The organism is Lolliginicoccus lacisalsi (assembly GCF_014841105.1).
GTDB classification, from domain to species: domain Bacteria; phylum Actinomycetota; class Actinomycetes; order Mycobacteriales; family Mycobacteriaceae; genus Lolliginicoccus; species Lolliginicoccus lacisalsi.
On the sequence record NZ_JACYWE010000003.1, the window covers coordinates 56,341 to 81,322 of the forward strand.

At 70.1% G+C, this 24,982-nt stretch carries 21 protein-coding genes, 1 tRNA gene and 1 riboswitch; of the genes, 11 read left to right on the plus strand and 11 right to left on the minus strand.

Annotated features, from left to right (window positions below):
* Nucleotides 1-44: 44 nt before the first annotated feature.
* Together HT102_RS05975 and HT102_RS05980 are read right to left on the minus strand one after the other, a co-directional pair.
* Nucleotides 45-665 (minus strand): isochorismatase family protein, encoded by a 621-nt coding sequence (locus HT102_RS05975; protein ID WP_192038513.1) that lies wholly within the window; start codon nt 663-665, stop codon nt 45-47.
* Entirely contained in the window at nt 662-1,924 is a 1,263-nt protein-coding gene (locus tag HT102_RS05980) for a nicotinate phosphoribosyltransferase (protein ID WP_232845176.1), read from the minus strand. Before HT102_RS05980 ends, HT102_RS05975 begins: the two co-directional genes overlap by 4 nt.
* 191 nt (nt 1,925-2,115) lie before the next feature.
* Here HT102_RS05980 and clpS point away from each other — a divergent pair, with 191 nt between their 5' ends.
* The 8 genes from clpS (at nt 2,116) to HT102_RS06020 (ending at nt 8,330) form a co-directional block, all read left to right on the plus strand.
* Entirely contained in the window at nt 2,116-2,412 is a 297-nt protein-coding gene (gene clpS / locus HT102_RS05985) for an ATP-dependent Clp protease adapter ClpS (RefSeq protein WP_192038811.1), read from the plus strand.
* Nucleotides 2,413-2,466: 54 nt separating this feature from the next.
* Nucleotides 2,467-3,057 carry an oxidative stress transcriptional regulator AosR gene (aosR, locus tag HT102_RS05990; RefSeq protein ID WP_192038515.1) on the plus strand — a complete coding sequence of 197 codons (591 nt, stop codon included), beginning with the start codon at nt 2,467-2,469 and terminating at the stop codon, nt 3,055-3,057.
* On the plus strand, nt 3,058-4,164 hold the full coding sequence (locus tag HT102_RS05995; RefSeq protein WP_192038516.1) for a P1 family peptidase: 1,107 nt from the start codon (nt 3,058-3,060) through the stop codon (nt 4,162-4,164).
* Nucleotides 4,148-4,792, plus strand: a complete 645-nt coding sequence (locus HT102_RS06000; RefSeq protein ID WP_192038517.1) for a rhomboid family intramembrane serine protease — start codon at nt 4,148-4,150, stop codon at nt 4,790-4,792. Before HT102_RS05995 ends, HT102_RS06000 begins: the two co-directional genes overlap by 17 nt.
* Before the next feature lie 44 nt (nt 4,793-4,836).
* Nucleotides 4,837-5,640: a glutamate racemase gene (murI, locus tag HT102_RS06005; RefSeq protein WP_192038812.1), complete on the plus strand. Its 804-nt coding sequence runs from the start codon at nt 4,837-4,839 to the stop codon at nt 5,638-5,640.
* A gap of 392 nt (nt 5,641-6,032) precedes the next feature.
* Entirely contained in the window at nt 6,033-6,824 is a 792-nt protein-coding gene (locus HT102_RS06010) for a cyclic nucleotide-degrading phosphodiesterase (RefSeq protein ID WP_192038518.1), read from the plus strand.
* A gap of 61 nt (nt 6,825-6,885) precedes the next feature.
* A complete protein-coding gene (rph, locus tag HT102_RS06015; RefSeq protein WP_192038519.1) occupies nt 6,886-7,677 on the plus strand; it encodes a ribonuclease PH in 792 nt (263 codons plus the stop codon).
* Nucleotides 7,674-8,330 carry a non-canonical purine NTP pyrophosphatase gene (locus HT102_RS06020; RefSeq protein ID WP_192038520.1) on the plus strand — a complete coding sequence of 219 codons (657 nt, stop codon included), beginning with the start codon at nt 7,674-7,676 and terminating at the stop codon, nt 8,328-8,330. Before rph ends, HT102_RS06020 begins: the two co-directional genes overlap by 4 nt.
* A 38-nt stretch (nt 8,331-8,368) precedes the next feature.
* Here the strand turns inward: HT102_RS06020 and HT102_RS06025 are convergent, their stop codons facing one another.
* From HT102_RS06025 to HT102_RS06050, 6 genes are all read right to left on the minus strand, one after another.
* The gene (locus tag HT102_RS06025) at nt 8,369-9,151 is read right to left on the minus strand and encodes an LpqN/LpqT family lipoprotein (RefSeq protein ID WP_192038521.1); all 783 of its coding nucleotides are present in this window, start codon (nt 9,149-9,151) and stop codon (nt 8,369-8,371) included.
* A gap of 55 nt (nt 9,152-9,206) precedes the next feature.
* Entirely contained in the window at nt 9,207-9,548 is a 342-nt protein-coding gene (locus HT102_RS06030; RefSeq protein ID WP_192038522.1) for a DUF3817 domain-containing protein, read from the minus strand.
* Complete coding sequence (locus HT102_RS06035) at nt 9,545-9,937, minus strand: transcriptional regulator (protein WP_192038523.1); 393 nt, start codon at nt 9,935-9,937, stop codon at nt 9,545-9,547. The genes HT102_RS06030 and HT102_RS06035 overlap by 4 nt, the downstream gene beginning before the upstream one ends.
* 36 nt (nt 9,938-9,973) lie before the next feature.
* A complete protein-coding gene (locus HT102_RS06040; RefSeq protein ID WP_192038524.1) occupies nt 9,974-10,888 on the minus strand; it encodes an arginase family protein in 915 nt (304 codons plus the stop codon).
* Between the two features lie 93 nt (nt 10,889-10,981).
* Nucleotides 10,982-11,392: a hypothetical protein gene (locus HT102_RS06045; protein WP_192038525.1), complete on the minus strand. Its 411-nt coding sequence runs from the start codon at nt 11,390-11,392 to the stop codon at nt 10,982-10,984.
* A gap of 29 nt (nt 11,393-11,421) precedes the next feature.
* Nucleotides 11,422-11,535: riboswitch (SAM riboswitch) on the minus strand.
* Nucleotides 11,536-11,597: 62 nt separating this feature from the next.
* Nucleotides 11,598-12,248 carry a hypothetical protein gene (locus tag HT102_RS06050; RefSeq protein WP_192038526.1) on the minus strand — a complete coding sequence of 217 codons (651 nt, stop codon included), beginning with the start codon at nt 12,246-12,248 and terminating at the stop codon, nt 11,598-11,600.
* Nucleotides 12,249-12,445: 197 nt separating this feature from the next.
* On the opposite strand from HT102_RS06050, the gene HT102_RS06055 reads away from it, so the two are divergent.
* Nucleotides 12,446-13,054, plus strand: a complete 609-nt coding sequence (locus tag HT102_RS06055; protein ID WP_333473313.1) for a SanA/YdcF family protein — start codon at nt 12,446-12,448, stop codon at nt 13,052-13,054.
* 237 nt (nt 13,055-13,291) lie between these two features.
* Here the strand turns inward: HT102_RS06055 and HT102_RS06060 are convergent.
* Nucleotides 13,292-13,373 (minus strand) — tRNA-Leu (locus tag HT102_RS06060).
* 360 nt (nt 13,374-13,733) lie between these two features.
* Between HT102_RS06060 and HT102_RS06065 the strand changes: the two genes are divergently transcribed.
* Complete coding sequence (locus HT102_RS06065; RefSeq protein ID WP_192038527.1) at nt 13,734-22,952, plus strand: type I polyketide synthase; 9,219 nt, start codon at nt 13,734-13,736, stop codon at nt 22,950-22,952.
* Entirely contained in the window at nt 22,949-23,464 is a 516-nt protein-coding gene (locus tag HT102_RS06070; RefSeq protein WP_192038528.1) for a holo-ACP synthase, read from the plus strand. Before HT102_RS06065 ends, HT102_RS06070 begins: the two co-directional genes overlap by 4 nt.
* Nucleotides 23,465-23,732: 268 nt before the next feature.
* Here the strand turns inward: HT102_RS06070 and HT102_RS06075 are convergent, their stop codons facing one another.
* Both HT102_RS06075 and bcp read right to left on the minus strand, forming a co-directional pair.
* Nucleotides 23,733-24,437: a TetR family transcriptional regulator gene (locus tag HT102_RS06075; RefSeq protein ID WP_408611325.1), complete on the minus strand. Its 705-nt coding sequence runs from the start codon at nt 24,435-24,437 to the stop codon at nt 23,733-23,735.
* Nucleotides 24,438-24,504: 67 nt separating this feature from the next.
* Nucleotides 24,505-24,978 carry a thioredoxin-dependent thiol peroxidase gene (gene bcp, locus HT102_RS06080; protein ID WP_192038529.1) on the minus strand — a complete coding sequence of 158 codons (474 nt, stop codon included), beginning with the start codon at nt 24,976-24,978 and terminating at the stop codon, nt 24,505-24,507.
* Between the last annotated feature and the right edge of the window lie 4 nt (nt 24,979-24,982).

Sequence of the window (24,982 nt, forward strand, 5' to 3'; positions counted from 1 at the left end):
GGCTGGTCCCTAAAGCCGTCGGGGGCGCGCCGGTGGCGCAGTGCTCAGCGCGCCACCCCGGCCGCGGCGCCCGGTCGTCCGTCGAGAGCAACTCCTTCGCCGCGCAACTGCTCCAGAGCGGTGTCGATGCTGCTCGCGGCTACTCCGACGGTGTAGTCGAGAAGAATGGTGGTGTCGAAGCCCTCGCGCGCGGCGTCGAGGGCGGTGGCGCGCACGCAGTGGTCGGTGGCGATGCCGACGATGTCAACGCTGGTGATGCCGCGCGCGCGGAGCCAGTCGGCGAGGCTGGTGTCGTCGGCGCTCGCGCCCTCGAAGCCGGAGTAGGCGGCGGTGTAGGCGCCCTTGGAGAAGACTTCCTCGACACTGTGGAGGTCGAGGTTGGGGTGGAACTCGGCTCCGGTGGTGCCGACCTTGCAGTGCACGGGCCAGGTGTCGATGAAGTCGGGGTCATTGGGGAAGTGCGCCCCGGGGTCGATGTGGTAGTCCCGGGTGGCAACGATCGCGCCATAGCGGTCGGCGGAATCCGCGATGAGCGCGGAGATCTCGCCCGCCGTAGCGGAACCGCCATCGACGCCCATGGAGCCGCCCTCGCAGAAGTCGTTCTGGACGTCGACGACGATGAGCGCGCGCTGCTCCGGGGCCGGTGCGTCCTGGTGGTTCGTCATCGATGGTCCTCCTCGCTCAGGAACCGGGTGGGGATGGCGGGCTCGCCGCGGGAGAGCGCGAGCCCCTCCCACGGCAGGGACCGCAATCCCTTCCGGGTGTTCTCGCGTGCCTCTTCCAGTGTGACGCGAGCGGCGGCGCGCTCGCCACCCTCGAGGAACACCCGGGTGACGGTCCTTGCATGCGGCAGGGGTGGCGGGGCCAGCGTGGCGGGGTGGATGACTTCCTCGACGAGCGTGCCGGTGGGGCGCGCGATCCGCAGCGCTGACTTCGCGCCACCGATGGTCTCCTTGTTGCTGCTGCGCTTGGCCACGGGCACGCCATCGACCTCGACGAGCTTGTACACCATGCCGGCGGTGGGGGCTCCGGATCCGGTGACGAGGGAGGTGCCGACGCCGTAGGAATCGACGGGGTCGGCGCGCAGCGCGGCGATGGCGTGCTCGTCGAGGTCGCCGGAGACGACGATCTTGGTGCTGGTGGCGCCGAGGGAGTCGAGCTGCTCGCGGACCTGCCGGGCGAGCGGGCCGAGGTCACCGGAGTCGATGCGTACCGCGGCGAGGCCGGTCCCCGCGATGTCGATAGCAGTGCGGACGCCCTCGGTGATGTCGTAGGTGTCCACGAGCAGGGTGGTGCCGGTGCCGAGCGTGGCCACCTGGGCGCGGAAGGCGGCGGCCTCGTCGGGGCCGTCAGCGGTGGTGTGCACCATGGTGAAGGCGTGCGCGCTGGTGCCGGCGCTGGGCACCCCGTGGCGGCGGGCTGCCTCGAGGTTGGAGGTGGCGGTGAACCCGGCGATGTAGGCGGCGCGGGCCGCGGCGACGGCGGCCTCCTCGTGGGTGCGGCGGGAGCCCATCTCGATGGGCGGGCGCCCGTCGGCGGCGGTGACCATGCGGGCCGCGGCGGAGGCGATGGCGCTGTCGTGGTTGAGGATGGACAGGGTGATCGTCTCGAGCAGGACGCATTCGGCGAAGGTGCCGGTGACGGAAAGGATGGGGGAGCCGGGGAAGTACAGCTCGCCCTCAGGGAAGCCGGTAATGGTGCCGCTGAACCGGTAGTCGCGCAGCCACTCGACGGTGCTGGCGTCGAGGAACCGGGATACGGAGGCGAGGTCGTCGTCGGTGAAGCGGAACGCCCGCACGGCATCGAGCACGCGCTCGGTCCCGGCGACGATGCCGTAGCGGCGGCCATCGGGGAGCTTGCGGGCGAAGACCTCGAAGGTGCAGCGGCGGTGGGCACTGCCATCGTGCAGCGCGGCGGCGAGCATGGTCAGCTCGTACTGGTCGGTGCGCAGGGCCGTGGACGCGAGCGAGGTGGTCACGTCCTCCACCGTAGTGCGATGGTCGGCCCGGGGGCAGCCCATGGACAGCGTGGCCGTGGTCCGGGAGGTGGGATTGTTGGCCGGTCGCCTAGTGGCGCCCGCGGGCGTCGTCGTACCCTGGTCGTATGCCTGTTCCGATGGAGACCGAGCCCCAGGCCACGCCCGGGGGGCTGGCCGTGGAGAACACGGATGAGGCGAGCCAGCGTCCGTGGGTGACCATCGTGTGGGACGACCCGGTGAACCTGATGCAGTACGTCACCTATGTGCTGCAGAAGATCTTCGGGTATAGCCGCCAGAAGGCGACCGAGCTGATGATGAAGGTCCACACCGAGGGCAAGGCCGTTGTCTCCTCCGGAACGCGGGAGAAGGTCGAGGCGGATGTGCGCAAGCTGCATGCCGCTGGCCTGTGGGCAACGATGCAGCACGAGTCGTGACGTCGCGCGGTGTCGCGTGGCGAGCCGTCGAGAGTCGAAGGAAGTCGATATCCAGTGCAGTCCTGGTCCCGGAAGAACACGCTCAGCGGGGTCCGTATCCGGTCGCAGCTGGATCCGCATGAGGCGAAGGTGCTGCGGTCGGTCATCCATTCCGTGGTGGCGATGCTCGACGAGCGGGTGTCCGATTCACCCCACGATGAGCTCGAGGAGCTGACGGGAATGCGCTCGGGCAACAGCGCGCCACCCACGAATGCTGTTGTTGCCCGGCTGCTGCCCGATTTCTGCCGCCACGATCCCGACCATCAGGACAAGGAACTCGATGCGGCGGGCGTCGCCGAGCTCAATGGCGCCCTGCGGAGCCTCAACGAGCCGGAGATCATCGACGACAAGAAGGCCGCAGCGAAGGCGCTGCTCGACACGCTGCCCGCCGAGGGGGGCAAGATCTCCCTGACCACCGCCCAGGCCGAGGGGTGGATCGCGGCGATCAACGATGCCCGCCTCGCGCTCGGCACGGTGCTCGACGTGCACGACGAGATGGCCGAGGAGATCGATCCCGAGGACCCGCGCGCGCCGCAGCTGGGCGTTTACCACTGGCTGACGTGGATGCAGGACGCGCTGATCGTCGCCCTGGCCGGGCAGCACTAGATGGTGCCGCGCCCAGCGACGCCGGGGCCGCGCAACAGCATCACCGACGTCGAGGGCCTCCTCGTGGGGCAGTGGACACGCCTCGAGGATGCCGCGCTGGGAGCGGGCTGGGCGACGGGCGCGACGGTCGTCCTTGCCACGGCGGGCGCGACAGCCAGCGTCGATGTGCGCGGCGGTGGCCCTGGCACCCGGGAGACCGACCTCCTGGCCCCGCACAACACTGTTCAGCACGTGCATGGCATCGTGCTCGCCGGGGGAAGCGCGTACGGCCTCGCTGCCGCGGATGGCGTGATGCAGTGGCTCGAGCAGCACGGGCACGGCCTGCGGATAGGCGGCGAGGGAGCCGTGGTGCCGATCGTTCCCGCGGCCGTGATCTTTGACCTGCCCGTGGGTGCCTGGGCCAACCGGCCGGGAGCGCAAGCAGGACACGAGGCCGCGGCCGCTGCCGCGCTCGACGTGGCGACGGGCTCGGTGGGCGCGGGGACCGGCGCGCGGGCGGGGGCGCTCAAGGGCGGCGTCGGAACCGCGAGCGTTCGCCTGGGCAGTGGTCCGGCCGAGGGGCTCACCGTGGGCGCGCTGGTGGTGGCGAACCCCGTGGGATCGGTGATCGATCCGGCAACGGGATCGCCCAGGGGCATTGCAGCCGGGATCGGGGACGAGTTCGCGATCCCGCGCCCCACCCCCGAGCAGATCGCCGCGCTGCGGGAGCTCGGGGCGAAGGGAACAGTGCTCAACACCACTATCGGCGTGGTCGCCACCGACGCGGCGCTCGACAAGGCAGGCTGCCACCGCCTCGCCGTGGCAGGGCAAGCGGGGCTCGCGCGGGCGATCCGGCCGTCGCACTCCCCGCTCGATGGCGACACGATCTTCGCGGTGGCCACCGGCACGGCCGCGCCCCCGCCCGGCGTGACAGCCGCGCTGCCCGCAGGTATACCGGGAGGAACAGCCGTTCTCGCGGAGCTGTCCGCCGCCGCGGCGTCGTGCGTGGAGCGTGCCGTGGTGCACGCCGTGCTCGCGGCGACGCCGGTCGCGGGCATCCCTGCCTACACCACGATGGTGGCGGGAACGGCGAACGAGACGGGAGGGGACCATGACCTACAGCCATAGCGCGCCCATGCCGAGAACGCCTGCCCCATCCCCGTGGCTGCGCGCGGCCACATTCTCCGGGGGATTTGTTGCCCTGCTGTTCGTCATCGAGCTCATCGACACACTGCTGAACCAGCGCTTCAACCAGGCCGGGATCCGCCCGCTGGACTCCGACGGGCTCAGCGGCATCCTCGTGGCGCCCCTGATCCACTACGACTGGGCGCACCTGGTGGCCAACTCCGTGCCGCTGCTGGTGCTGGGCTTCCTCGTGTTCCTCGGCGCGCTGCGCCGGGCGATCACAGCGACCGCCATCATCTGGATCGTCGGCGGGGCCGGGACATGGCTCATCGGTGGCAGCGGCGTGCATATCGGAGCGTCGATCATCGTGTTCGGCTGGCTCGCCTTCCTCGTCGCGCAGGGCTTCTTCAGCCGCAACGCCGTGCAGATCGCCGTCGGGGTGGCCGTGGTGTTCCTCTACGGCGGGCTCTTCTGGGGCGTGCTGCCGGGCCAGCCGAACGTCTCCTGGCAGGGGCACCTCTTCGGCGCCATCGGCGGACTGGTCGCTGCCTGGTATGTCACGTCCCACGAGCGCGAGCAACGGCGCGCCGCTCGACAGCGACCGATGCCCCGCGATGGAATGACGTGGTGAACGCCAGCGGATCGCCGAAGACACGTATAGCCGGATCGCCCATCGTGGATGCGCCGGGCCCCGAGTCCCCGATCGGGATCTTCGACTCCGGCGTAGGCGGGCTCACGGTCGCCCGCGCCATCATCGACCTCTTGCCCGATGAGAACATCATCTACATCGGCGATACCGCCAACGGCCCCTATGGGCCCCTCACCATCCCCGAGGTGCGCGCGCACTCCACCGTCATCGCCGACGACCTCGTCGAGCGCGGCGCGAAAGTGCTCGTCATCGCCTGCAACACCGCCTCGGCGGCCTACCTGCGCGACGCGCGGGAGCGCTACTCGATACCCGTCGTGGAGGTGATCCTGCCGGCGGTGCGCCGCGCCGTGAAGGCCACCCACAATGGGCGCATCGGCGTGATCGGCACGCAAGCCACCATCTCGTCGCGCGCCTATGAGGACGGGTTCGCCGCCGCCCGCGATATCGACGTCAGTGCCGTCGCGTGCCCGCGCTTCGTGGACTTCGTGGAGCGCGGCATCACCAGTGGCCGCCAGGTGATGCAGCTCGCCCAGGGCTATCTCGAGCCGCTGCAGCGCGACGGGGTGGATACCGTGATCCTTGGCTGCACCCACTATCCGCTGCTCTCGGGCGTGATCCAGCTCGCGATGGGCGATGACGTGACGCTCGTATCGAGCGCTGAGGAGACCGCAAAGGATGTCTTCCGCGTGCTCACCGAGCGTGACCTGCTGCGTCCCCACCCCGGTGCGCCACCGCGCCGGGAGTTCCTCGCCACCGGCGACCCCGAGCGCTTCAGCCGGCTCGCCGCCCGCTTCCTCGGCCCGTCGATTCCCGTGGTGCAGCACATCTAGCGGGCGGCCATCCCGGCCCGGCCCTACCGCCGAAAGTGTGCGGTCTTGTACCCCGACACCGCCCTGCGAGGGTGCAGAACCGCACACTTCCGGCGTCGGCGTCCAGGCAAAGCCGCGCGCCAAGCGCACCCGGCTCGCCTACCGCCGCGAGACCCCCCAATCGCTGCCCGCCACCGATCGAATCGGCGAAAGCATTGCAGCACAACGATTCCCGGTATTGCTTGCTCTGGCAATGAGTATGCTCTCGTGCGCATACCGTCATTTCGCCACGTAACGGAATCATTCGGATTCGGCGATCGAAGCGTCACGAGTTGGCCTAGTTATCGCCTCAGCGCCCAGAAAACGCCAGAGAAGCCAATTGTGAATTCGTGCGGCATGGCAGCATTAGGGGCATGCGCATTACCGTTCTTGGCTGCTCCGGGAGCGTCACGGGCCCGAGCTCGCCGGCGTCGGGGTACCTCATCACGGCGGAGGACACCGCGCCACTGGTGCTCGACTTCGGTGGCGGGGTGCTCGGTGCGCTGCAGCGGTATGTCGATCCGGGCGAGGCGAACCTCATGCTGTCGCACTTGCATGCCGATCACTGCCTGGACATCCCTGGCCTGCTGGTATGGCGTCGCTACCACCCCGAGCCCCCATCGGGACGGGCGCTCGTCTACGGGCCCACCGACACGGCCGTGCGGATCGGAGCCGCGTCCTCCGAGGTGGGCGGGCATATCGACGATCTCTCCGACGTCCTTGATGTGCGCACCTGGCTCGACGGCGAGGCAGTCAAGTTCGGCAGCCTCACCGTGCTGCCGCGAAGGGTCTACCACCCCCCGGAGTCCTACGGGTTCCGCATCACCGCGTCCGACGGATCAGTGCTCGCGGTCAGTGGCGATACCGGGGTGTGCGAGCAAGTGCGAGAGCTCGCCGCGGGCGCGGACCTCTTCCTGTGCGAGGCATCGTGGACGCATTCGCCCGACCGGCCCATAGGAGTTCACCTCTCGGGCACCGAAGCGGGAAAGCTCGCCCGCGAGACCGGCGTCGGCGCGCTGCTGCTCACGCACATCCCGCCGTGGACCTCCGCCGATGACGTGCTCGCGGAGGCAAAGGCCGAGTTCGGCGGGCCCATCCACGTCGTCAAGCCCGACGACCAGTTCGATGTGGCCCAGGCCCGTCTCGTCAAGGGATCCATGACCTGACCTGACGCCCGCGCAGCGTCGCGCGTGAACTACCGGTGGGGAAGCCGCTAGTCTCGAAGGCGTGAGCAGACGAGCAGACGGCAGAGCAGACGACGAACTACGCCCGATCCGGATCACCCGGGGCTTCACCGACCATCCCGCGGGCTCGGTGCTCGTGGAGTTCGGCAAGACCCGCGTCATGTGCACCGCCAGCATCATCGAGGGCGTGCCGCGCTGGAAGGAAAGCAACGGCGAGGGCTGGCTGACCGCCGAGTACGCCATGCTTCCCGCGGCGACGCACTCCCGCAGCGGTCGCGAGTCGGTGCGCGGCAAGGTCGGGGGCCGCACCCAGGAGATCAGCAGGCTCATCGGACGGTCCCTCAGGGCCTGCATCGACCTCAAGGCCATTGGCCCGCGCACCATCACCGTCGACTGCGACGTGCTGCAGGCCGACGGCGGAACCCGCACCGCCGCGATCACCGGTGCCTTCGTGGCGCTGCATGACGCGATCACCTACCTGGGCGCGGCGGACGCGCTGATCGATCCGAAGCCGCTCTCGTGCTCCATCGCGGCGGTGAGCGTGGGCGTGATCGACGGCCGGGTGCGCCTGGACCTGCCGTACGAGGAGGATTCCCGCGCCGAGGTCGATCTCAACGTGGTCGCCACCGATGCGGGCACCTTCGTGGAGATCCAGGGCACGGGCGAGGGCGCCACGTTCCCGCGGTCCACCCTCGATGCGCTGCTCGATCTCGCGCTGAAGGGCTGCGCCGAGCTCGTGGAGATCCAGCGGGAGGCCCTCTCCGCGGCCTACCCGGGCGAGCTTCCGCTCCCGAGCCCGAGCGCAGCGAAGAAGAAGGCCTTCGGCCACAAATGAGCACGGGACCAGGCACCACGAAGACCCTGCTGGTAGCGAGCCGTAACGCCAAGAAGCTCGGCGAGCTGCGCCGCATGCTCGATGCAGCCGGGATCACGGGTATCGAGCTGGTGAGCCGGCGGGACGTGCCGGAGTTCCCCGAGGCCCCGGAGCCAGGGGAGACGTTCGAGCAGAACGCGCTCGCCAAGACCCGCGATGCGGTGGCCGCGACGGGCCTGGCGTGCGTCGCGGATGATTCCGGGCTGGAGATCGACGCCCTGCACGGCATGCCAGGGGTCCTGTCGGCGCGGTGGAGCGGCGATCACGGGGATGACGCCGCCAACACCGCTCTCGTGCTGGCCCAGTTGCGGGATGTTCCCGACGAGCGCCGCTCCGCGGCGTTCGTGTCGGCCTGCGCGCTGGTGCTGCCCGATGGCACCGAGGCCGTGGAGCGCGGGACCTGGCGCGGAGCCATCGCGCGCGAGGCTCGCGGCGAGGGTGGCTTTGGCTACGATCCAGTGTTCATCCCGCTGGTGGGGGAGGATCCGGTGCATCCCGTGCTGGCGGATCACACCGCGGCCGAGCTATCACCGCACGAGAAGGACGCAGTATCGCATCGTGGCCGGGCACTGGCTCAGCTCTTGCCCTCTATCGCGGCGTGGGCGGCGTCCTGACCTGAACATCGGTGGGCCCGTGGGCGGGGCGATGCGGGCTACTCGCCCTCGTCCACGGTCTCGTCCACTCCACCGTCCTGCGGGACCTCCGCCGGCGCGCCCGGCTCCTCGGGCGCGCGTGGCTCGATGCGCAGGGAACCGTCGATCTCCTGCACTGTAGGGGCGATGGCCTCCGCATCGCGGGACAGGGAACTCACCCGCAGCTGCACCACATAGGTCGTGTCGTCGATATCAGCGACGACCGTGCGTTCCACCACCGCCATGTAGCCATGCTCGCTGTCACGGAACTCGCCCGACACCGCGTACGACGGGAAGCCGCCCACCACGGTGTCCTCGTCATCGAGAGCGATCTCGAACTCGGGGAGGTTGCGCAACGCGCCATCGGCATGCTCGAGGAGCTCCTCGGCAGGCACCACACGATCGAGGCGCTGCACGGTGAGGACAGCTGTGGGCAGCGGGCCCGGATCCGCCTCGTAGAACCACTCGGTGCCCAGCGCCACGAAATGGGCTTGCGGGTACGTGGCGGGATCGGCTGGCTCCCAGCCCTCCGGCACATCGAACTCCACGATCGGCCCCGTGCCGCTGCCCGGCGGCAGGGGGGTGCGGCCAATGCCTTGCTCGCCGAGATAGTCATTGATCGTGGTGGCGGCCTCCGGCTCCTCCGGCGGCTCCGGCGCGGGCGCGGTGGAGGTAGCGGGCGGGATCGACACGGCCACCGTGGTCGGCGGGGCATCGCTGGGGGCAGTGTCCTCGCTAGCGCACCCTGCCACGGCCAGCGTGCCCGCTACCACGATCGCTGTCCCGGAGCGACGGATCATCATGCTCTCTTGAATAGCCCGCCGCCACCGCGATGTCAAAGGCGCCGTCCGCGACGAGTCACAATCGTTGCCCCGCGCGGGTCCTGCGTGTCACCTTGTGCTCCACGATGAACGACAGGAACGGGATCGTGCCCGCGAGCAGCACCCCCAGCGTCGGCACGGGACGCCAGCGCGCCTTCACCGCCAGATCCAGCGTCACCAGAAGGAACACGAAATACACCCAGCCATGCACCACCGGGATGATCGACGCCCACCCCGGCATGTCGAGCTTCAGGATGTACTTCGCGATCATCTCCACCGTCAGCACCAGCAACCAGATGCCCGTGGTGATCGCCAGCACCCGATAGCGGGTGAGCGCCGAGCCAATATGCTGCGGCAACGTGCTCGTCGGAGCAGTCACTCCCTGTTCCTTTCGTCAGAAGTCCGGGGCTGCTCCCCGGCGAGCTCGGCAAGCAGGCGGTTGTATTCCCGCAACTGCGGATCATCCACGTCCGACCGAGCCTCGGCGCGCGGGCGCTGTGGCAGCAGGTCCTCCGGGATCTCCCGCAGTTCGTCGGCGCGCGGATCAACCTCGCCGCGCTCGAGCCGGACGAACCGGAGATACGCATAAACGAAGAACCCCGCGAACAACGGCCACTGCAACGCATACCCCAGGTTCTGCGCCGAGCCCGACATCGAGTCATAGCGCTGCCACTGCCACAACCCCAGGATCAGGCACGCGGAAGCAGCGATCACCACGAAAACGATCAACGCGACGCGACGCGAACGAGAAGGAGAGGTGCCAGCCACACCACCACGGTACCGGCACCAACGCTGTGGCCACGCTCACGCAGGTGCGGGGGGACCGCTCGGCCTGGTTCGTGCAGCCACCGCGCCCGCCGCGATGGTGAGCCGGTGCAGATCGACGAGCTCGTCGGCCGTGAGACGGCTGCCGATGTAGCCGCCCGCGAGGACGAATGCAACGGGGAGGGATTCCCGCGCGCAGGACTCGAACACGAGGCGCTCGCGCTCGGCGAGGATATCGCTGGTGATTCCCCGCAGCCCGCCGATGCTGCAGTCCTCGTGCGGATCCATGCCCGCGTTGTAGAGCAGCAGGTCGGGCTGGAGGCTTTTCAGCTGTTCAAGCGAATGCGCGACGCGGCCGAGGTAGAGGTCGGCGTGGTCGACCAGCCACAGCGTCGAGTTGCCGGTATCGGTGTAGGAATCGAACGAGGACACCGAAACGTCGAGCTGCGTGATCCGCGGATCGGTGCTGATGATGGAGGCCGTTCCGCCGCCGCAATGCGCGTCGAGGTCGAGGATCGCCACCGTTGACGCTCCCTCCCGAAGTGCTGCCTCGGCCGCGACCGCGAGGCCGTTGACGCTGCAGAAGCCGCTGCCCCGATCGCGGCGGGCGTGGTGCAGCCCGGACGATAGCGAGCCAGCCGAGCCTTCCTCGAGCGCGGTCAGCGCGGCCGCGACCACCCCGCCGGTCGATGCGGAGATGGATGTCCACAGGCCCGGATCCCAGGTGAGTCCCTGCGATTCGGCGACCACGCGGGGCCGTCCGGTGCGGAGCGCGTCGATATAGCCGGGGTCGTGCGCGCCCTCGAGGTCGGCGGGAGTGATCGGGGCTGGCATTGCGATCTGCACGCCGTCGATGGGGCTCGATGCGAGGGACTCGGCGATCCATCCGGATTTCGCGACGGTGTCGAAACTTTCCTCGGAGGCGATGTAGCGGGGCGAGTAGAAGACTTTCATGGGGTGCCTTTCGCGTCGTGCGGGCATGGCGAAGCCGCGCTTGTGGAGGGTTTGCGCCGGTGGCTCGTTTGGGGCGACTGGCCGGTGGAGTGGCTAGCGCCGGTTCCTCAGGTAGTCGCAGGGATTCCAGATGCTGGGGTCGGCGATGTTGAAGTAGGCGTGGCCACCTTCTGGGCTGCGGACCTCGAGGATTCCCCAGCGCGTCTTCCACCATGCTTGACCGTCGGAGAGAAACAGCGCGGCCGCGACGGCGTCCGGGTTGTGGTTGCGGAAGCGGAAAACCTCATCGTCCTTCGTAATGACAATCTGGTCGTCGTCATCGACGTTCGCCGTCACCTCGACGGGATGCTTGTCCTCGAACGCCTTGCGCGCGTGGATCCAGTGCACGACGTGCCCGCTCTGGTACAAGCGGCATCCGGGGACGCCGCTGCCGATGCGGACCACAGCGACTTCCTTTGCCGGGGTGCCGTCGGGTTCAGGTGTGGCGTGAAAGTCGTCAGACATCGAGAACTCCTCGATCCAGGGCCCTCAGGGGCCAGCTCCTGCCGCGCGCCGGTCGACGCGAGGCCGCTTCCTCACCCGAGCCACCCATGAGCATGGGGTTGGCCTGCAACCCAGTCGGGGCTTGGCGGCTGCATCTCGTGAAGCATTCGTCAGTGTACGGGGGAGGTCTGACAAAAAACGTCGGCGGCCATTTCGGCAGGCGGGATCACCCAGCGGGCGCGTACCGGAAGAGGTAGGCGAAAGCGGACCGGGTATAGGCGATGCCCCGGCCCCTGCTGCGGATGAGAGCCGGGTCAGCGTCCGCTGGCTTCTTCGGGATCAGGTAGCTGTCCAGCTGATCGCGGTCGATGCGGAATCTCCCGTCGCGGGAATGAACGGCGGCCACCAGTTCGAGACGTGGATCGAGCGCGGCAAGGCTGGCATCACCGTGGCTCGCGTTCGCCAGGAACAGGCCGCGTGGCGCGAAGTACTGGTCGCATTGGCCCCAGACCGGCCCCGCGTAGAGGGAAATGACAAGGTCGAAACTGGCCTCGGGCACAGGAAGCGGCTTCGTGTAGTCGGCATGGACGAATCGCACCTCGGGAGAGCTGATCCGGTGCAGGTGGCCCTTCAGCTCGGCGGCTACGCGTTCCTCATCGGCGAAATAGCGGGCCGCGCGACGATTCAGATCAACGTAAATGACCGACGCGATAGCAGTTGAGGGAGACGCGTCGAGATAGCTGCCCAGGTAGAGCGCCCGTGCTGGCGACCACGCATCCGCGATGCCAGCGAACAGCTCGGATCTGTCACCGATGGATTGCCGGTATGTCGACCAGGATGGCGGAGTAGCTCGGCGACGCGACGGTGGGGGATTCACAGGATGCTCCTTGGCGCTGCGGACGTGCCGGACCATTCGACAAGCGGAAGCAGGCTATCCGATAGCGATCGCGGAGTCGGCGGGTTCGACGCCGGAGGAAACCTGCCAGCCCCGGCCCTGACCGTCCGAGCCGACCGGGGCAACACATTGCCGGACGCGTACCAGCATTATCGGTCGCAGCGGATATGCTCGCTGCCGTGCGACGACTCCTGCGACGAACCATCCTGATCGGAATCCTGGGGCTCGTCCTCATCATCGCGGCTTCGAGCGCGTGGGTGCAGTGGCAGAGCCGCTCACGCATCGAGACCGCAACCCCGCAGCAGTGGGTCATCGTCCTCGGTGACCGCGTGCGCGACGGCGAACCCTCGGACTACCTGCGCGAACGCCTCGACACCGCCATCGGCATCATGCAGGAGGATCGCGCGGCACAGGTGCTCATCTCCGGGCACGCCGCGTCGAAGAAGGGCAACGAGGTCGCCGCCATGCACGACTACCTCATCGAGCAAGGAATCGATGCGGAGGCGATCACCAAGGACCGCCACGGCGTGACCACCTACAACACGTGCGCCCGCGCCCACGACGTGTTCGGCATCAACAACGCCACCGTCGTCACCCAGGACTTCCACCTGCGGCGAGCCGTCGCGCTCTGCGAGGAACAAGGCATCCACACCCTCGGCGCGGAAGCCAACTCCGACGCTGGTGCCTACCTCACCGTCCGCAACTGGTTCCGCGAGATCGTGCTCTCCCGGCCCAAGGCGCTGCTCGATAGCACGGTTGATCCGGGGCCGCGGACTCGCGAGCGGTGAGTGGGGTGGGGCTGCCTCCGAATCTGCGAGCGAAAGTCAACAAATGTCCGATTCTGGGGCGTGATTTGTTGACTTTCGCTCGCAGATTTCTGCTGGCGGCTGGTGGGCCAGTGCCGCGCGCCTGCCCGTCCCGCAAAAGCACCGGAAACTGCCAAACGCGATAGAAACCGCCCCGCGTTCGAGGCAGCTTCTATCGCGTTTGCGGGCGGGACCTGTGAGGGCAGCGAACCCATCTTGTGCGCGAGGGGGGACTTGAACCCCCACGTCCTAGGACACTGGAACCTAAATCCAGCGCGTCTGCCAATTCCGCCACTCGCGCGCGCAGGGGCTAGCGTACGGCGTGGCGCGGGCTGTCCGCTACTTGGTACTGCATGGCACCTCCGCCCCACATCGCAAAGATAACGATTTGATAACGCCAGGCGGCCTGGATGGCGGCCATTGAGGCGTCAAATAGATGACCTGAGCAGCGCAGACGCCTAAACATGAGTGGTTACTCATGATTAACCGTATTGGCTACCGGTCAGTAGCTTGCGCCGCACCGAAAAAACATGAGGAAAACCTCACGAATATGTGCCACTCTGGGTCCAGGCCGCAACGAGCCGCGCACCCACCACGTGCCGCTGGACGCTCGCGCTCGCCCCCTAGACCTTCCCCAGCACACCCCGCACCGGAGCAACAGATGACCTTGAGCGATCACCCCTACGCCCGCGAAGCCGCCACGGCCCACCGCCACCATGGCCGCACGCTCGTCGAGGATTTCCGAGCTGGCACCCGCTACGCGATCGCGTTCGGCGGGCAAGGCTCCGACTGGCTGCCGGCCCTCGCCGAGCTCGCCCACGACTCCGGCACCACCGCCGAGCTCGCGGACCTCGTGCAGCAGGCCAACACGCTGATCGCGCCGCTCGCCGATGACCTGCTCGCCATCCGGCCCACTTTCGACCCGGTAGCCTGGCTGCCTGGTGCAATGCCGTCAGCAGCACCCGGCCAGAACCACGGCGCGCACACGATCACCGGGCACGAAGCCAGGGGAGCGGCATTGTCGCTGCCCGGAATCCTGCTCGTGCAGCTCGCCACGCTCCGACTGCTCGCCCTCGAGGGCCTCGACACCCGCGCCATCCCGCCTGCCGCGACCGCCGGGCACTCGCAGGGCGCCCTTGCCGCGGAGGCCGTGCGCCACCACGGCGAACGCGACGCCGAGATCCTCGCTATCGCCCAGCTCATCGGCGCCGCAGCCACTCTCGTGGGCGGCCGTCGCGGACTGCGCGGCCACGGCGAGCACCCCGCGATGCTGTCGATCTCCCGCGTGGATCCCGCCACCATCGAACGCATCGTCGCCGACCTCGCCGCGGGCCTGCATCCGGCCCAGGCGCCCGTTCTCTCGCTGCGCAATGGTCGCCGCCGCTGCGTGGTGTCCGGCCCGCCCGCCCAGCTCGACCGCGTGCGCCGCCGCCTCGCCGCGATCACCGCCGAGCAGCGCGCCGAGCGAGATGCCCGCACGCGCGGCGGCGCCATCCTCGACCCGGTGCTCGAGCCCGTGCACGCCGAGGTCGCGTTCCACCACCCCGCCATGGCCGAAGCCGTTGACCTCGTGGCCGATTGGGCCGCTGATTGCGACCTCGACGTCGAACTCGCCCGCAGCCTCGCCACCATCGCGCTCGTCGATCCCGTCGACTGGGTGCGCGACATCGAGGCGCTCGGCGATGCCGGAGCCACGTGGATCCTCGACATCACCCCCGGTGATGGCCTGGCCCGCATGACCAGCTCCATCACCCGCGGGCTCGGCATCGAGGGCATCGCCGCGAGCACCCGAGGCGGCCACCGCAACCTCTTCACCCCCGGTGCCGCGCCCCGCCCCGCTCCCGCGTGGAGCACCTTCGCGCCGATCCCCATCCGGCTGCCCAATGGCCGCGATGCCGCGGAGACCCGCTTCACCCGCCTCACCGGGCGCTCGCCGATCATCCTCGCCGGAATGACCCCCACAACGGTGGACACCGCGATCGTCGCGGCGGCCGCCAACGCCGGGCACTGGTCGGAGCTTGCCGGGGGAGGGCAGGTCACCGCCGAGATCCTGCAGGCGAGCATCACCGAGCTCGCCGCTGCGCTTGAGCCGGGCCGGGCCGCCCAGTTCAACGCCCTCTACCTCGACCCGTACCTGTGGAAGCTGCAAGTGGGCGCGCGCCGGCTCCTGCAGAAGCACCGCGAGGCGGGGGCACCCATCGACGGCATCACCATCACCGCGGGCATCCCCGAGCTCGACGAGGCGCTGGCGCTAATCCGCGACCTCACCGCGTCCGGCATCACCCACATCGCGTTCAAGCCTGGCACCACCGCGCAGATCCGCGCCGTCATCCGCATCGCCGCCGAGGTGCCCGAGCAGCCGCTGATCGTGCAGATCGAGGGCGGCAAGGCCGGTGGGCACCACTCGTGGGAAGACCTCGATGACCTGCTCCTCGACACCTATGCCGAGCTGCGTGCCCGCCCCAACATTGTCATCGCCGTGGGCGGTGGCATCGGCACCCCCGAGCGGGCGGCCGGGTACCTCACCGGCACCTGGTCACGCGTCCACGGCTTCCCGGCGATGCCGATCGACGCAGTCCTCATCGGCACTGCCGCGATGGCGGCGCGCGAGGCCACCACCTCGCCCGACGTCAAGCGCCTCCTCGTCAACACCACCGGCACCGAGCAGTGGATCGGTGCCGGGCACGCTACCTACGGCATGGCCTCGGGCCGCAGCCAGCTTGGCGCGGACATCCACGAGATCGACAACGCCGCTTCCCGCTGCGGCAGGCTCCTCGACACCGTCGCCGGCGACGCGAGCGCCGTCACCGCGTGCCGCGACGAGATCATCGCGGCCCTCGCCGCCACCGCGAAGCCCTACTTCGGCGATCTCGCCACCATGACCTACCAGCAGTGGCTCGAGCGATACATCGAGCTCACTGTGGGCAACACCGCGCCCCGCTGGGACCTCGGCACCGACCTCGGCGCGGCGTGCGATGAGTCGTGGCGCTCGGTGTGGACCGACCCCACTTGGAAGGACCGCTTCGCAGCGATGCTGCGCCGCGCCGAGGCCCGCCTCAACCCGCAGGACCGCGGCAGGTTTGCCTCCCGCCTCACCGACCCCACCGCGCCCGCGGGAACTGCGACGACGGTCCAGCCGTCGCGCCTCGAATGGCCGCACGCCACCATCGGCGCGCTGCTCCAGGCATACCCTGCCGCCGCCAGCACCGTCCTGCACCCCGGCGATGTGCCGTTCTTCCTGCACCTATGCCGGCAGCCCGGCAAGCCCGTGCCGTTCGTGCCGATCATCGACGCGGACGTGCGCCGCTGGTGGCGCTCGGACTCGCTGTGGCAGGCCCACGATCCCCGCTACACCGCTGACCAGGTGTGCGTCATCCCCGGGCCAGTCTCGGTCGCGGGCATCACCGCCGCGGATGAGCCCATCGCGGACATTCTCGGCCGCTTCGAGACCGCCACTTTCGCGGCCCTGCGTGCCCCGGCGACGCCCGCCATCAGCCGCCGTCGCGTGCCGCACCCGTCCCCGCTGGGCGTCCTGCTCGCTGCCCCCGACGTCGCGTGGGGCAACCGTCGCATCGCGAACCCGCTGCGCCGCCTCGCCCCAGCCCACCAGTGGCGACTGCTCGATGAGGGCATCGCCACCGAGCCGATCTCCGGCGCCACGGCCCGCCTCGTCGATGACCGCACGGTCGTCCTCGACGTGCCCATGGGCCGCCGCGCCCCGGCCGGGCTGGCGCTGCGCTTCACCATCCCCGCGTCGTGCATCGACGGCGGCGTGCCCCTGGTCACCCGGCAGGACACCGTCACCGGGATGCGTCGTTTGCTGCGCCTCGCCGGGGGAGGCCCCGAGCTGCCTCCCGCGCCGCGCGGCACCGCCAGCCTTGGCGCGTCCCTGGCACCGGAGGTGTTCGCCGACCATGCTTCCGTCACCGCGCTCGATCTCGGTTCGCACCGCGTGCCCACCAGCGCCCCGGATGCGCTCGTTGGATCCTGCTGGCCGGCGATCTTCGCGGTCCTTGGTACCGCCCGCACGCCCTGTGGTGATCCCGTCATCGAGGGGTTGCTCGACCTCGTGCATCTCGACCACCACCTCGAGCTTGTCGCCGAGCCGCCCGCCGAGCCGACGTCGATCCAGGTGACCGCCACGCTCCGGTCCGTCACCGACACCACCGTGGGGCGTGTCATCGACGTCGAGGCGCGCATCGAGACGGTGCCCGCGCGCGGCGTCCACCGCATCCCGCTCGCGACGCTGCGGGAGCGCTTCGCCATCCGCCACCGCACCGGCACCGCGCCGCTCGATGCTGCTAGCCCCGTCACCGCGGGCGAGCCCACCACAACGCCTCGCATCGTGCTGCGCCGCGCGACCCTCACCGCGCCCCGCGACATGAGCGCCTTCGCCCGCATCAGCGGCGACCACAACCCGATCCACACCAGCCCCGCTGCCGCCGCGCTCGCCGGTCTCGACGGACCCATCGTGCACGGAATGTGGCTCTCCGCCGCAGTGCAGCACCTCCTCGGTGCCGAGGATCTCGGTAGCGAGCACCGCGACATCCCACGCATCACGGCCTGGACCGCCCGGTTCCTCGCCCCCGTCGCCCCCGGCAGCTCCCTCGACGTCACCATCGAGCGCACCGGCACCAGCAACGGCGCCACCCTCGTCGAGGCGACCTGCCGCGTCGACGGAACCCCCGTCCTCATCGCCAGCGCACGTCTCCAGCCGCCCCGCACCGCCTACGCCTTCCCCGGCCAAGGCATCCAGCACAAGGGCATGGGAATGGCCGCGATGGCCACCTCGCCCGCCGCCCGCGCCGTCTGGGAGCGAGCCGACGCCCACACCCGCAAGGCCCTCGGCTTCTCCGTACTCGCCGTGGTGCGCGACAACCCCACCCGGCTGCGTGCCCGAGGCATCGAGCACCACCACCCCGACGGCGTCCTCTACCTCACCCAGTTCACCCAGGTCGCCATGGCCACCCTCGCCGTCGCGCAGGTAGCCACCCTCCGCGAGTCCGAGGTGCTCGTGGACGACGCCGTCTTCTGCGGCCACTCCGTCGGTGAGTACACCGCATTGGCCGCCATCGCCGAGGTGCTGCCGCTCGAAGTGGTCCTCGAAGTCGTGTTCCGGCGCGGCTCCGCGATGCACGCCCTCGTCCCGCGCGACGCCGACGGGCGCAGCGACTACCGCCTCGCCGCGATCCGTCCCGCCCAGGCCGGCATCGCCGATGATGACGTCGCCGCGTTCATCGCGCGCACCGCCACCGATACGGTCGAGTTCCTGCAGGTCGTCAACTACAACCTGCGGGGCAGCCAGTACGCCATCGCCGGTACTGTCGCCGGGCTCGAGGCGCTGGAGGCACGCATCGACGAGCGGCGTGCCCAGCATGGCGGCAAGCGCGCGTTCATCCTTGTCCCCGGCATCGACGTGCCTTTCCACTCCGATGTGCTGCGCCCCGGCGTGCCCGAGTTCCGGCAGCGCCTCGAGGAGCTCGTGCCGCACGGCATCGACCCCTCCGTGCTCATTGGCCGCTACATCCCGAACCTCGTGCCACGCCTGTTCAGCCTCGGCCGAGGCTTCATCGCCGAGATCGCGGACCTCGTCGACAGCGAGCCCCTCGCCCGTGTCCTCGAGAACTACGAGCAGGCCCTCGCCGACCCGTCCGCGCTGTGCCGCACCGTTCTCATCGAACTGCTCGCCTGGCAGTTCGCCAGTCCCGTCCGCTGGATCGAGACCCAGGACCTGCTGTTCAGCGATGAACTGGGCCTTGAGCGGTTCATCGAGATCGGGGTCGGCGCGGCCCCCACGCTCGCCAACCTCGCCGCCGGAACCCTGCGGGCCAGCGACCAGCATCCGCAGCCGCGCGTGTGGAACTGCGAGCGCGACGCCGCCCTTCTCCTCGCGCAGGACGCCCCCGAAGCGGCGGCTTCCGCTGAGCCCGTTGCATCTGCAACCGCTGAAGCTCCCCAGCCCACGGCCCAGCCCACCGCCCAGCCCGCCGGACCGGCATCCGCTACCCGGGACGCCCCGGACCTGCCCTACACCGCCGGTGACGCCGCGGTCGCCCTCATCGCGCTGTGGACCAAGACCCGCCCCGACCAGATCACCCCAGCCGACACCATCGAGGCGCTCTGCGACGGCGTCTCCTCTCGCCGCAACCAGGTGCTTCTCGACCTCGGCGCGGAACTCGGGCTCGGTGCCATCGACGGCGCGGCCGAGGCCAGCATCCCGGCCCTGCGCGGCACTGTCGAGCGTCTCGCCCGCTCCTACAAGCCCCTCGGGCCCGTCCTCGCCGACGCCGTCACCGACAACCTGCGCCGTGCCCTCGGACCCACCGGCAAGCGCCCCTCCCACATCGCCGACCATGTCACCGGGACCTGGCAGCTCGGACCCGGCTGGGTGCATCACGTCTCCGTCGAGCTTGCCCTCGCTACCCGCGAGGGAAGCAGCGCGCGCGGCGGCGAGCTGGCCACCATTGATGCCACCACCGCTGATGCGATGGTCGACGCCGCGATCACTGCGGTAGCCAGTCGCGCCGGGCTCACCGTCGCGAAGCCTGCCGCCACCAGCAGCTCCACTGTTGATCCGGCCGCGGCGGCAGCGCTCACTGAGGCCCTCACCGGCCCGGACGGCGTGCTCGCCACCACCGCCCGGCACCTGCTCGCGAAGCTCGGCCACGACACCTCAACGGCCGGGGCGGCGGACGACGACAGCGCCGCCAACGATCGCGCGATCCTCGACCTCATGGCCCGCGAGCTCGGCACCGACTGGCCGCGAATCGTCGCGCCCGCCTTCGACGCCGCCCGCGCCGTGCAGCTCGACGACCGCTGGGCCAGCGCCCGCGAGGACCTCGCCCGCATGTGGCAGGACGGCGCGCAGGCCAGTGGCCGGTTCGATGGAGCAGGGGAGGCCGTGGCACGGCAAGCCCACTGGTGGGCCACCCAGGCCCGGCAGCAGGAGCGCCCCGCCCTCGCCGAGGCGTACCTGCGCATCGCTCACCAAGCGACCATGAGCACCAAGGGTGCATGGTCCGGCGAGATTGCGGTCGTCACTGGTGCCAGCGCGGGTTCCATCGCCGCCGCCGTCACCGCCGAGCTCCTCGCAGGAGGCGCCACCGTCATCGCCACCACCTCACGCCTGGATGACACCCGGCTGCGCTTCTACCGCGACCTCTACCAGCAGCACGCCCGCCCCGGCGCCACCCTGTGGATCGTGCCCGCCAACCTCGCCTCCTATAGCGACGTCGACGCGCTCATCGACTGGATCGGCACCGCGCAGCGCGCCACCATCGGCGCCCCCACCACCCTCGTCAAGTCGGCCCTGGTGCCCACTCTGCTGATCCCGTGCGCCGCGCCCCCCGTCCACGGCTCCCTCGCCGACGCCGGACCGCGCGCCGAGACCCAGGCCCGCGTGCTGCTGTGGTCGGTGGAGCGGCTCATCGCCGGGCTCGGCACCCTCGGCGCCACCACCGACATCGACGGACGCCTCCACGTCGTGCTGCCCGGCTCCCCGAACCGCGGCATCTTCGGCGGCGACGGGGCCTACGGCGAGGCCAAGGCCGCGCTCGATGCGATCGTCGCGAAATGGCGCTCCGAGCGGTCCTGGTCCCAGCGCATCACCCTCGTCCACGCGCTGATCGGTTGGGTGCGCGGCACCGGGCTCATGGCGCAGAACGATCCGCTCGTCGACGCCGTCGAGGACGCCGGGGTGCGCACCTGGTCCGCCACCGGCATGGCCCGCGCCCTGCTCGAGGCCTGCACCACCGAAGCGCGCGAGCAAGCCCGGACCGCCGTGCTCGCCCGCGACCTCACCGGCGGGCTCGCCGAGGCTGACCTCGACCTCGCCGGGCTGGCTCGTGCGGTGGCTGACCAGGCGACGGAAGCTGACCCGGCCGAGGAAACGCACGATGACCTCATCGCCGCGCTACCGCCCGCGCCCAGCGCACCCGCCCACCAGCGACCCTCGTGGGGCAGCGTTGGCCTCGACCCCGCCGACATGATCGTCATCGTCGGCACGGGCGAGCTCGGCCCCTACGGCTCCTCCCGCACCCGCCACCAGATGGAGGTCACCGGAGAGCTCTCCGCAGCCGGAGTGGTCGAGCTTGCCTGGAGCACCGGCCTGATCACCTGGCAGGACGACCCCCAGCCCGGCTGGACCGACACCGCCACCGGCGACCCGGTCGCTGAGGAGGACATCGCCGACCGCTACCACGACACCATCCTCGCCCGCTGCGGCATCCGCACCTACGAGGACGACGGCGCGCTCCAGGACGGCAGCATCCCGCTGCTCGTCTCCGTCTACCTCGACGAGGACCTGCCCTTCACCGTCGGTGCCCGCGCCCAGGCCGAGGCCTTCCGCGACGCCGACCCCACCCACACCACCATCGCCGAGCTGCCCAGCGGCGAATGGCACGTCACCCGCAAGGCCGGCACCGAGATCCGCGTGCCCCGCCGAGCACGACTCACCCGCAGCGTCGGCGCGCAGATCCCCACCGGCTTCGACCCCACCCGCTGGGGCATCCCCGCCGACATGGTCGCCGCCCTCGACCGCGTCGCCGTATGGAACCTCATCACCACCGTCGATGCGTTCCTCGGCTCCGGGTTCACCCCCGCCGAGCTGCTCCGCTGGGTGCACCCCGCCGACGTCGCCAACACCCAGGGCGTCGGCATCGGCGGAATGCAATCCATGCGATCGCTCTACGTCGACGCGCTGCTCGGCCAGCCCCGGCCCAACGACATCCTCCAGGAAGCGCTGCCCAACGTCATCGCCGCACACGTCGTGCAGTCCTACATCGGCAGCTACGGCGACATGCTGCACCCCGTCGCGGCCTGCGCCACCGCCGCCGTCTCCGTCTCCGAGGCCACCGACAAGATCCGCCTCGGCCGCGCCAGCATCGTCGTCGCTGGCGGATTCGACGACCTCGGGCCGGAAGGCATCACCGGCTTCGGCGACATGAACGCCACCGCCCGCACCAGCGACATGCTCGCCAAGGGCATCGAGCCGGGACGCTTCTCCCGCGCCAACGACCGCCGCCGCGGCGGATTCGTCGAGGCACACGGCGGCGGCACCCTCATCCTCGCCCGGGGCGACATCGCCGCCGAGCTCGGACTGCCCGTGCACGGGGTCATTGCCTGGGCCGGAACGTTCGGCGACGGCATCCATACCTCCATCCCCGCGCCCGGCATCGGCGCCACCAGCGCCGCCCGCGGCCGCACCGGCTCCGAGCTGCACCGGGCCCTCGCCAAGCACGGGCTCGCGCCCGATGCCATCGCGGTGATCTCCAAGCACGACACCTCCACCCACGCCAACGACCCCAACGAGTCCGAGCTGCACGAGACCATCGCCACCGCCCTCGGCCGAGACCCCGGCAACCCGATGTTCGTCATCTCCCAGAAGACCCTCACCGGTCATGCCAAGGGTGGTGCCGCGGCCTTCCAGATGATCGGGCTCTGCCAGGTCCTCCGCGACGGAGCGATACCACCCAACCGCAGCCTCGACTGCGTCGACGACGTCCTCGCCGAGCACGACCGGCTCGTCTGGCCGCGACAGGCCCTTCGCCTCGGCGCCACCATGCCGCTGCGCGCCGGGCTCATCACCAGCCTCGGGTTCGGGCACGTCTCCGCGCTCGTCGCCATCGCCCACCCCGAGGCGTTCCTCCAAGCCCTCGGAGCAGGCGCCGACGACTACCTCGGCCGTGCCACGCAACGCCAGCTCGACGGGCAGCGCAGGCTCCTCGCCGCCCAGTGCGGGCAAGCCAGCCTCTACACCCGTCCCGCCGACCGGCGCATCCCGGGCGACTCCCGCGCCCTCGAGACGGAGATGCTGCTCGACCCCGCCGCACGCATCGGCGGTGGTACCGGTGAGCGGTCTCGGGCAGGTGAGCGGCGATGAGCACCACCGCCGTGCGGGGCATCGGCTTCGACCTCGTCGATGTGCCCGCCTTCGCCGGGCAGCTCGCCCGCCCCGGCACCACCATGCTGCGCAACTTCACCCCGGCCGAGCGGCGCCACGCCGCTGCCGGTGGTGGCGCGGCGGCTGGTGGCGTGGCGGCAGTGGAAACTATTTCCGCCTCAAGCGGGGAGAGTTTCCACCAGCAGGCGGCGGCCGGGGCACCGGGCGACTCGAGCCGCGCGAGCAGCGCCGACAGCCAAGCGCGGCACCTCGCCGCGCGATGGGCGGCCAAGGAAGCGCTCGTCAAGGCCTGGTCGGGGTCCCGGTTTGGTCGCCCCCGCCTGCTCGCGACCGTTGACTACCAGGACATCGAGGTCGTCACCGATCACGTCGGTCGCCCGCGCATCGTTTTGCACGGCCCCATCGCCGAGCACCTGCGCGATGCCACCATCCACGTCTCGCTCACCCACGACGGCGATACGGCCGGCGCGTTCGTCATCATCGAGGGCTAGCTGGGCGGCCGGGCTGGTGCTCGCCAGGCCGGGGCCGGGTAGCTAGTGGAAACGTTTCCCGCTGTGACGAGGAAAAGTTTCCACTAGCGGTGGCACTGAGGTGGGGCGCGGTGCTGGTGGGGCCGGGCCCGTCCGCGGCAGCCCCGGGGTCGCTGGGCGCCTCGCCGAGCCGGGCACGTCCGCGGATGTGTGCGGTTTTGCACCCTCCACCCGCGTTCGGAGGGTGCATTGGGTAACACATCCGCGATGCCGCCCGCCGGAACGCGACTTACCGCCGGGAGCGGTGGCGGATCTCGCGCTCGGTGGCCTTGAGGTAGGCGTTGAGCATGCGCTTGAGCTCGATGATCGCCTCGGGGTGGGATTGCCCGTCGCGGACGGCGAAGTTGAGCATGGAGTAGACCATGTGCACGCACACCTCGGCGATCTTCTGGATGTACTCGGGGCTGGCGGTGGGCACCAGTGGCGCGATCACCTTGGCGGCCTGCTGGGCGAGCGTGCGCTCGTAGATGACGGCGGTGGCGCGGGTGGCGGGGGTGGATTGCACGGCGTGCCACACGGCGCGGCGGGAGGGGTCGTGCAGCCAGAGATTGGCGAGGTGATCGAGGAACCGGTCGAGTAGCTGCTGCCATTGCAGCGCGGGCACTTCCTCGGCGAAGGCGGCGAGCTCGCGCTGGACGGCGACGAGGTCGTGGCGGTCGAGCTCGCAGACGATGACGTACTTGTTGGCGAAGAACTGGTAGAGGGTGCCGATGGGCACGGCGGCGCGCTGCGCGACCTCCTCGCAGGTGAAGGATTCGAATCCGACTTCGACGAGGAGCTCACGGGCGGCGGCGAGGATGGCCTCGAACTTGCGGCGGCTGCGTTCCTGGGCGGGGCGGCGCCGGGGGAGCAGTTCCTCGGGCGCGCCGGTGGGCTCGGGGATCGTCGCGATCGCCCGAGCGTCGCCGGTCTGCTTGCTCGCTGCTGCCTCCACGCCCCGAAGGATATCGGTACTGGCGATCTCGCGCGGCAGCGTCATGGGTGCAGGGCCGCGCTGGGGGTCATACTCCGAGGTCGCGGCGGAGCTTGGCGACATGCCCGGTGGCGCGCACGTTGTATTGCGCGGCGGCGATGGTGCCGTTCTCGTCGACGAGGAAGGTGGAGCGGATGACGCCCTGGACGGTCTTGCCGTACATCTTCTTCTCGCCGAAGGCGCCCCATGCGGCGAGGGTCTCCTTGGTGGGGTCGGAGAGCAGCGGGAAGGTGAGGTTCTCCTCGTCGCGGAACTTCGCGAGCTTGGCGGGCTTGTCGGGGGAGACGCCGAGGACGTCGATGCCCTGGCCCTCGAGCTCGGCGAGGTTGTCGCGGAAGTCGCAGGCCTGCTTGGTGCAGCCGGGCGTGCTGGCCGCGGGGTAGAAGTACACGATGACCTTGCGGCCCGCGTAGTCGCTGAGGGATACGGTGTTGCCATCGGCGTCGGGCAGCTCGAGGCGGGGGGCGGTGTCGCCCACGTTCAGCCGGGTGTTCTCGCTCATGCCT

Excerpts from the sequence above, each read along its gene's own strand:
- HT102_RS06045 (WP_192038525.1), bottom strand. The coding sequence starts at position 11,392 with ATGTCTGACGACTTTCACGCCACACCTGAACCCGACGGCACCCCGGCA.
- HT102_RS06000 (WP_192038517.1), top strand. The coding sequence starts at position 4,148 with ATGACCTACAGCCATAGCGCGCCCATGCCGAGAACGCCTGCCCCATCC.
- HT102_RS05995 (WP_192038516.1), top strand. The coding sequence starts at position 3,058 with ATGGTGCCGCGCCCAGCGACGCCGGGGCCGCGCAACAGCATCACCGAC.
- HT102_RS06025 (WP_192038521.1), bottom strand. The coding sequence starts at position 9,151 with ATGATGATCCGTCGCTCCGGGACAGCGATCGTGGTAGCGGGCACGCTG.
- HT102_RS06040 (WP_192038524.1), bottom strand. The coding sequence starts at position 10,888 with ATGAAAGTCTTCTACTCGCCCCGCTACATCGCCTCCGAGGAAAGTTTC.
- clpS (WP_192038811.1), top strand. The coding sequence starts at position 2,116 with ATGGAGACCGAGCCCCAGGCCACGCCCGGGGGGCTGGCCGTGGAGAAC.
- HT102_RS06020 (WP_192038520.1), top strand. The coding sequence starts at position 7,674 with ATGAGCACGGGACCAGGCACCACGAAGACCCTGCTGGTAGCGAGCCGT.
- HT102_RS05980 (WP_232845176.1), bottom strand. The coding sequence starts at position 1,924 with ATGCTCGCCGCCGCGCTGCACGATGGCAGTGCCCACCGCCGCTGCACC.
- HT102_RS06070 (WP_192038528.1), top strand. The coding sequence starts at position 22,949 with ATGAGCACCACCGCCGTGCGGGGCATCGGCTTCGACCTCGTCGATGTG.
- HT102_RS06065 (WP_192038527.1), top strand. The coding sequence starts at position 13,734 with ATGACCTTGAGCGATCACCCCTACGCCCGCGAAGCCGCCACGGCCCAC.
- HT102_RS06010 (WP_192038518.1), top strand. The coding sequence starts at position 6,033 with ATGCGCATTACCGTTCTTGGCTGCTCCGGGAGCGTCACGGGCCCGAGC.
- HT102_RS05975 (WP_192038513.1), bottom strand. The coding sequence starts at position 665 with ATGACGAACCACCAGGACGCACCGGCCCCGGAGCAGCGCGCGCTCATC.
- bcp (WP_192038529.1), bottom strand. The coding sequence starts at position 24,978 with ATGAGCGAGAACACCCGGCTGAACGTGGGCGACACCGCCCCCCGCCTC.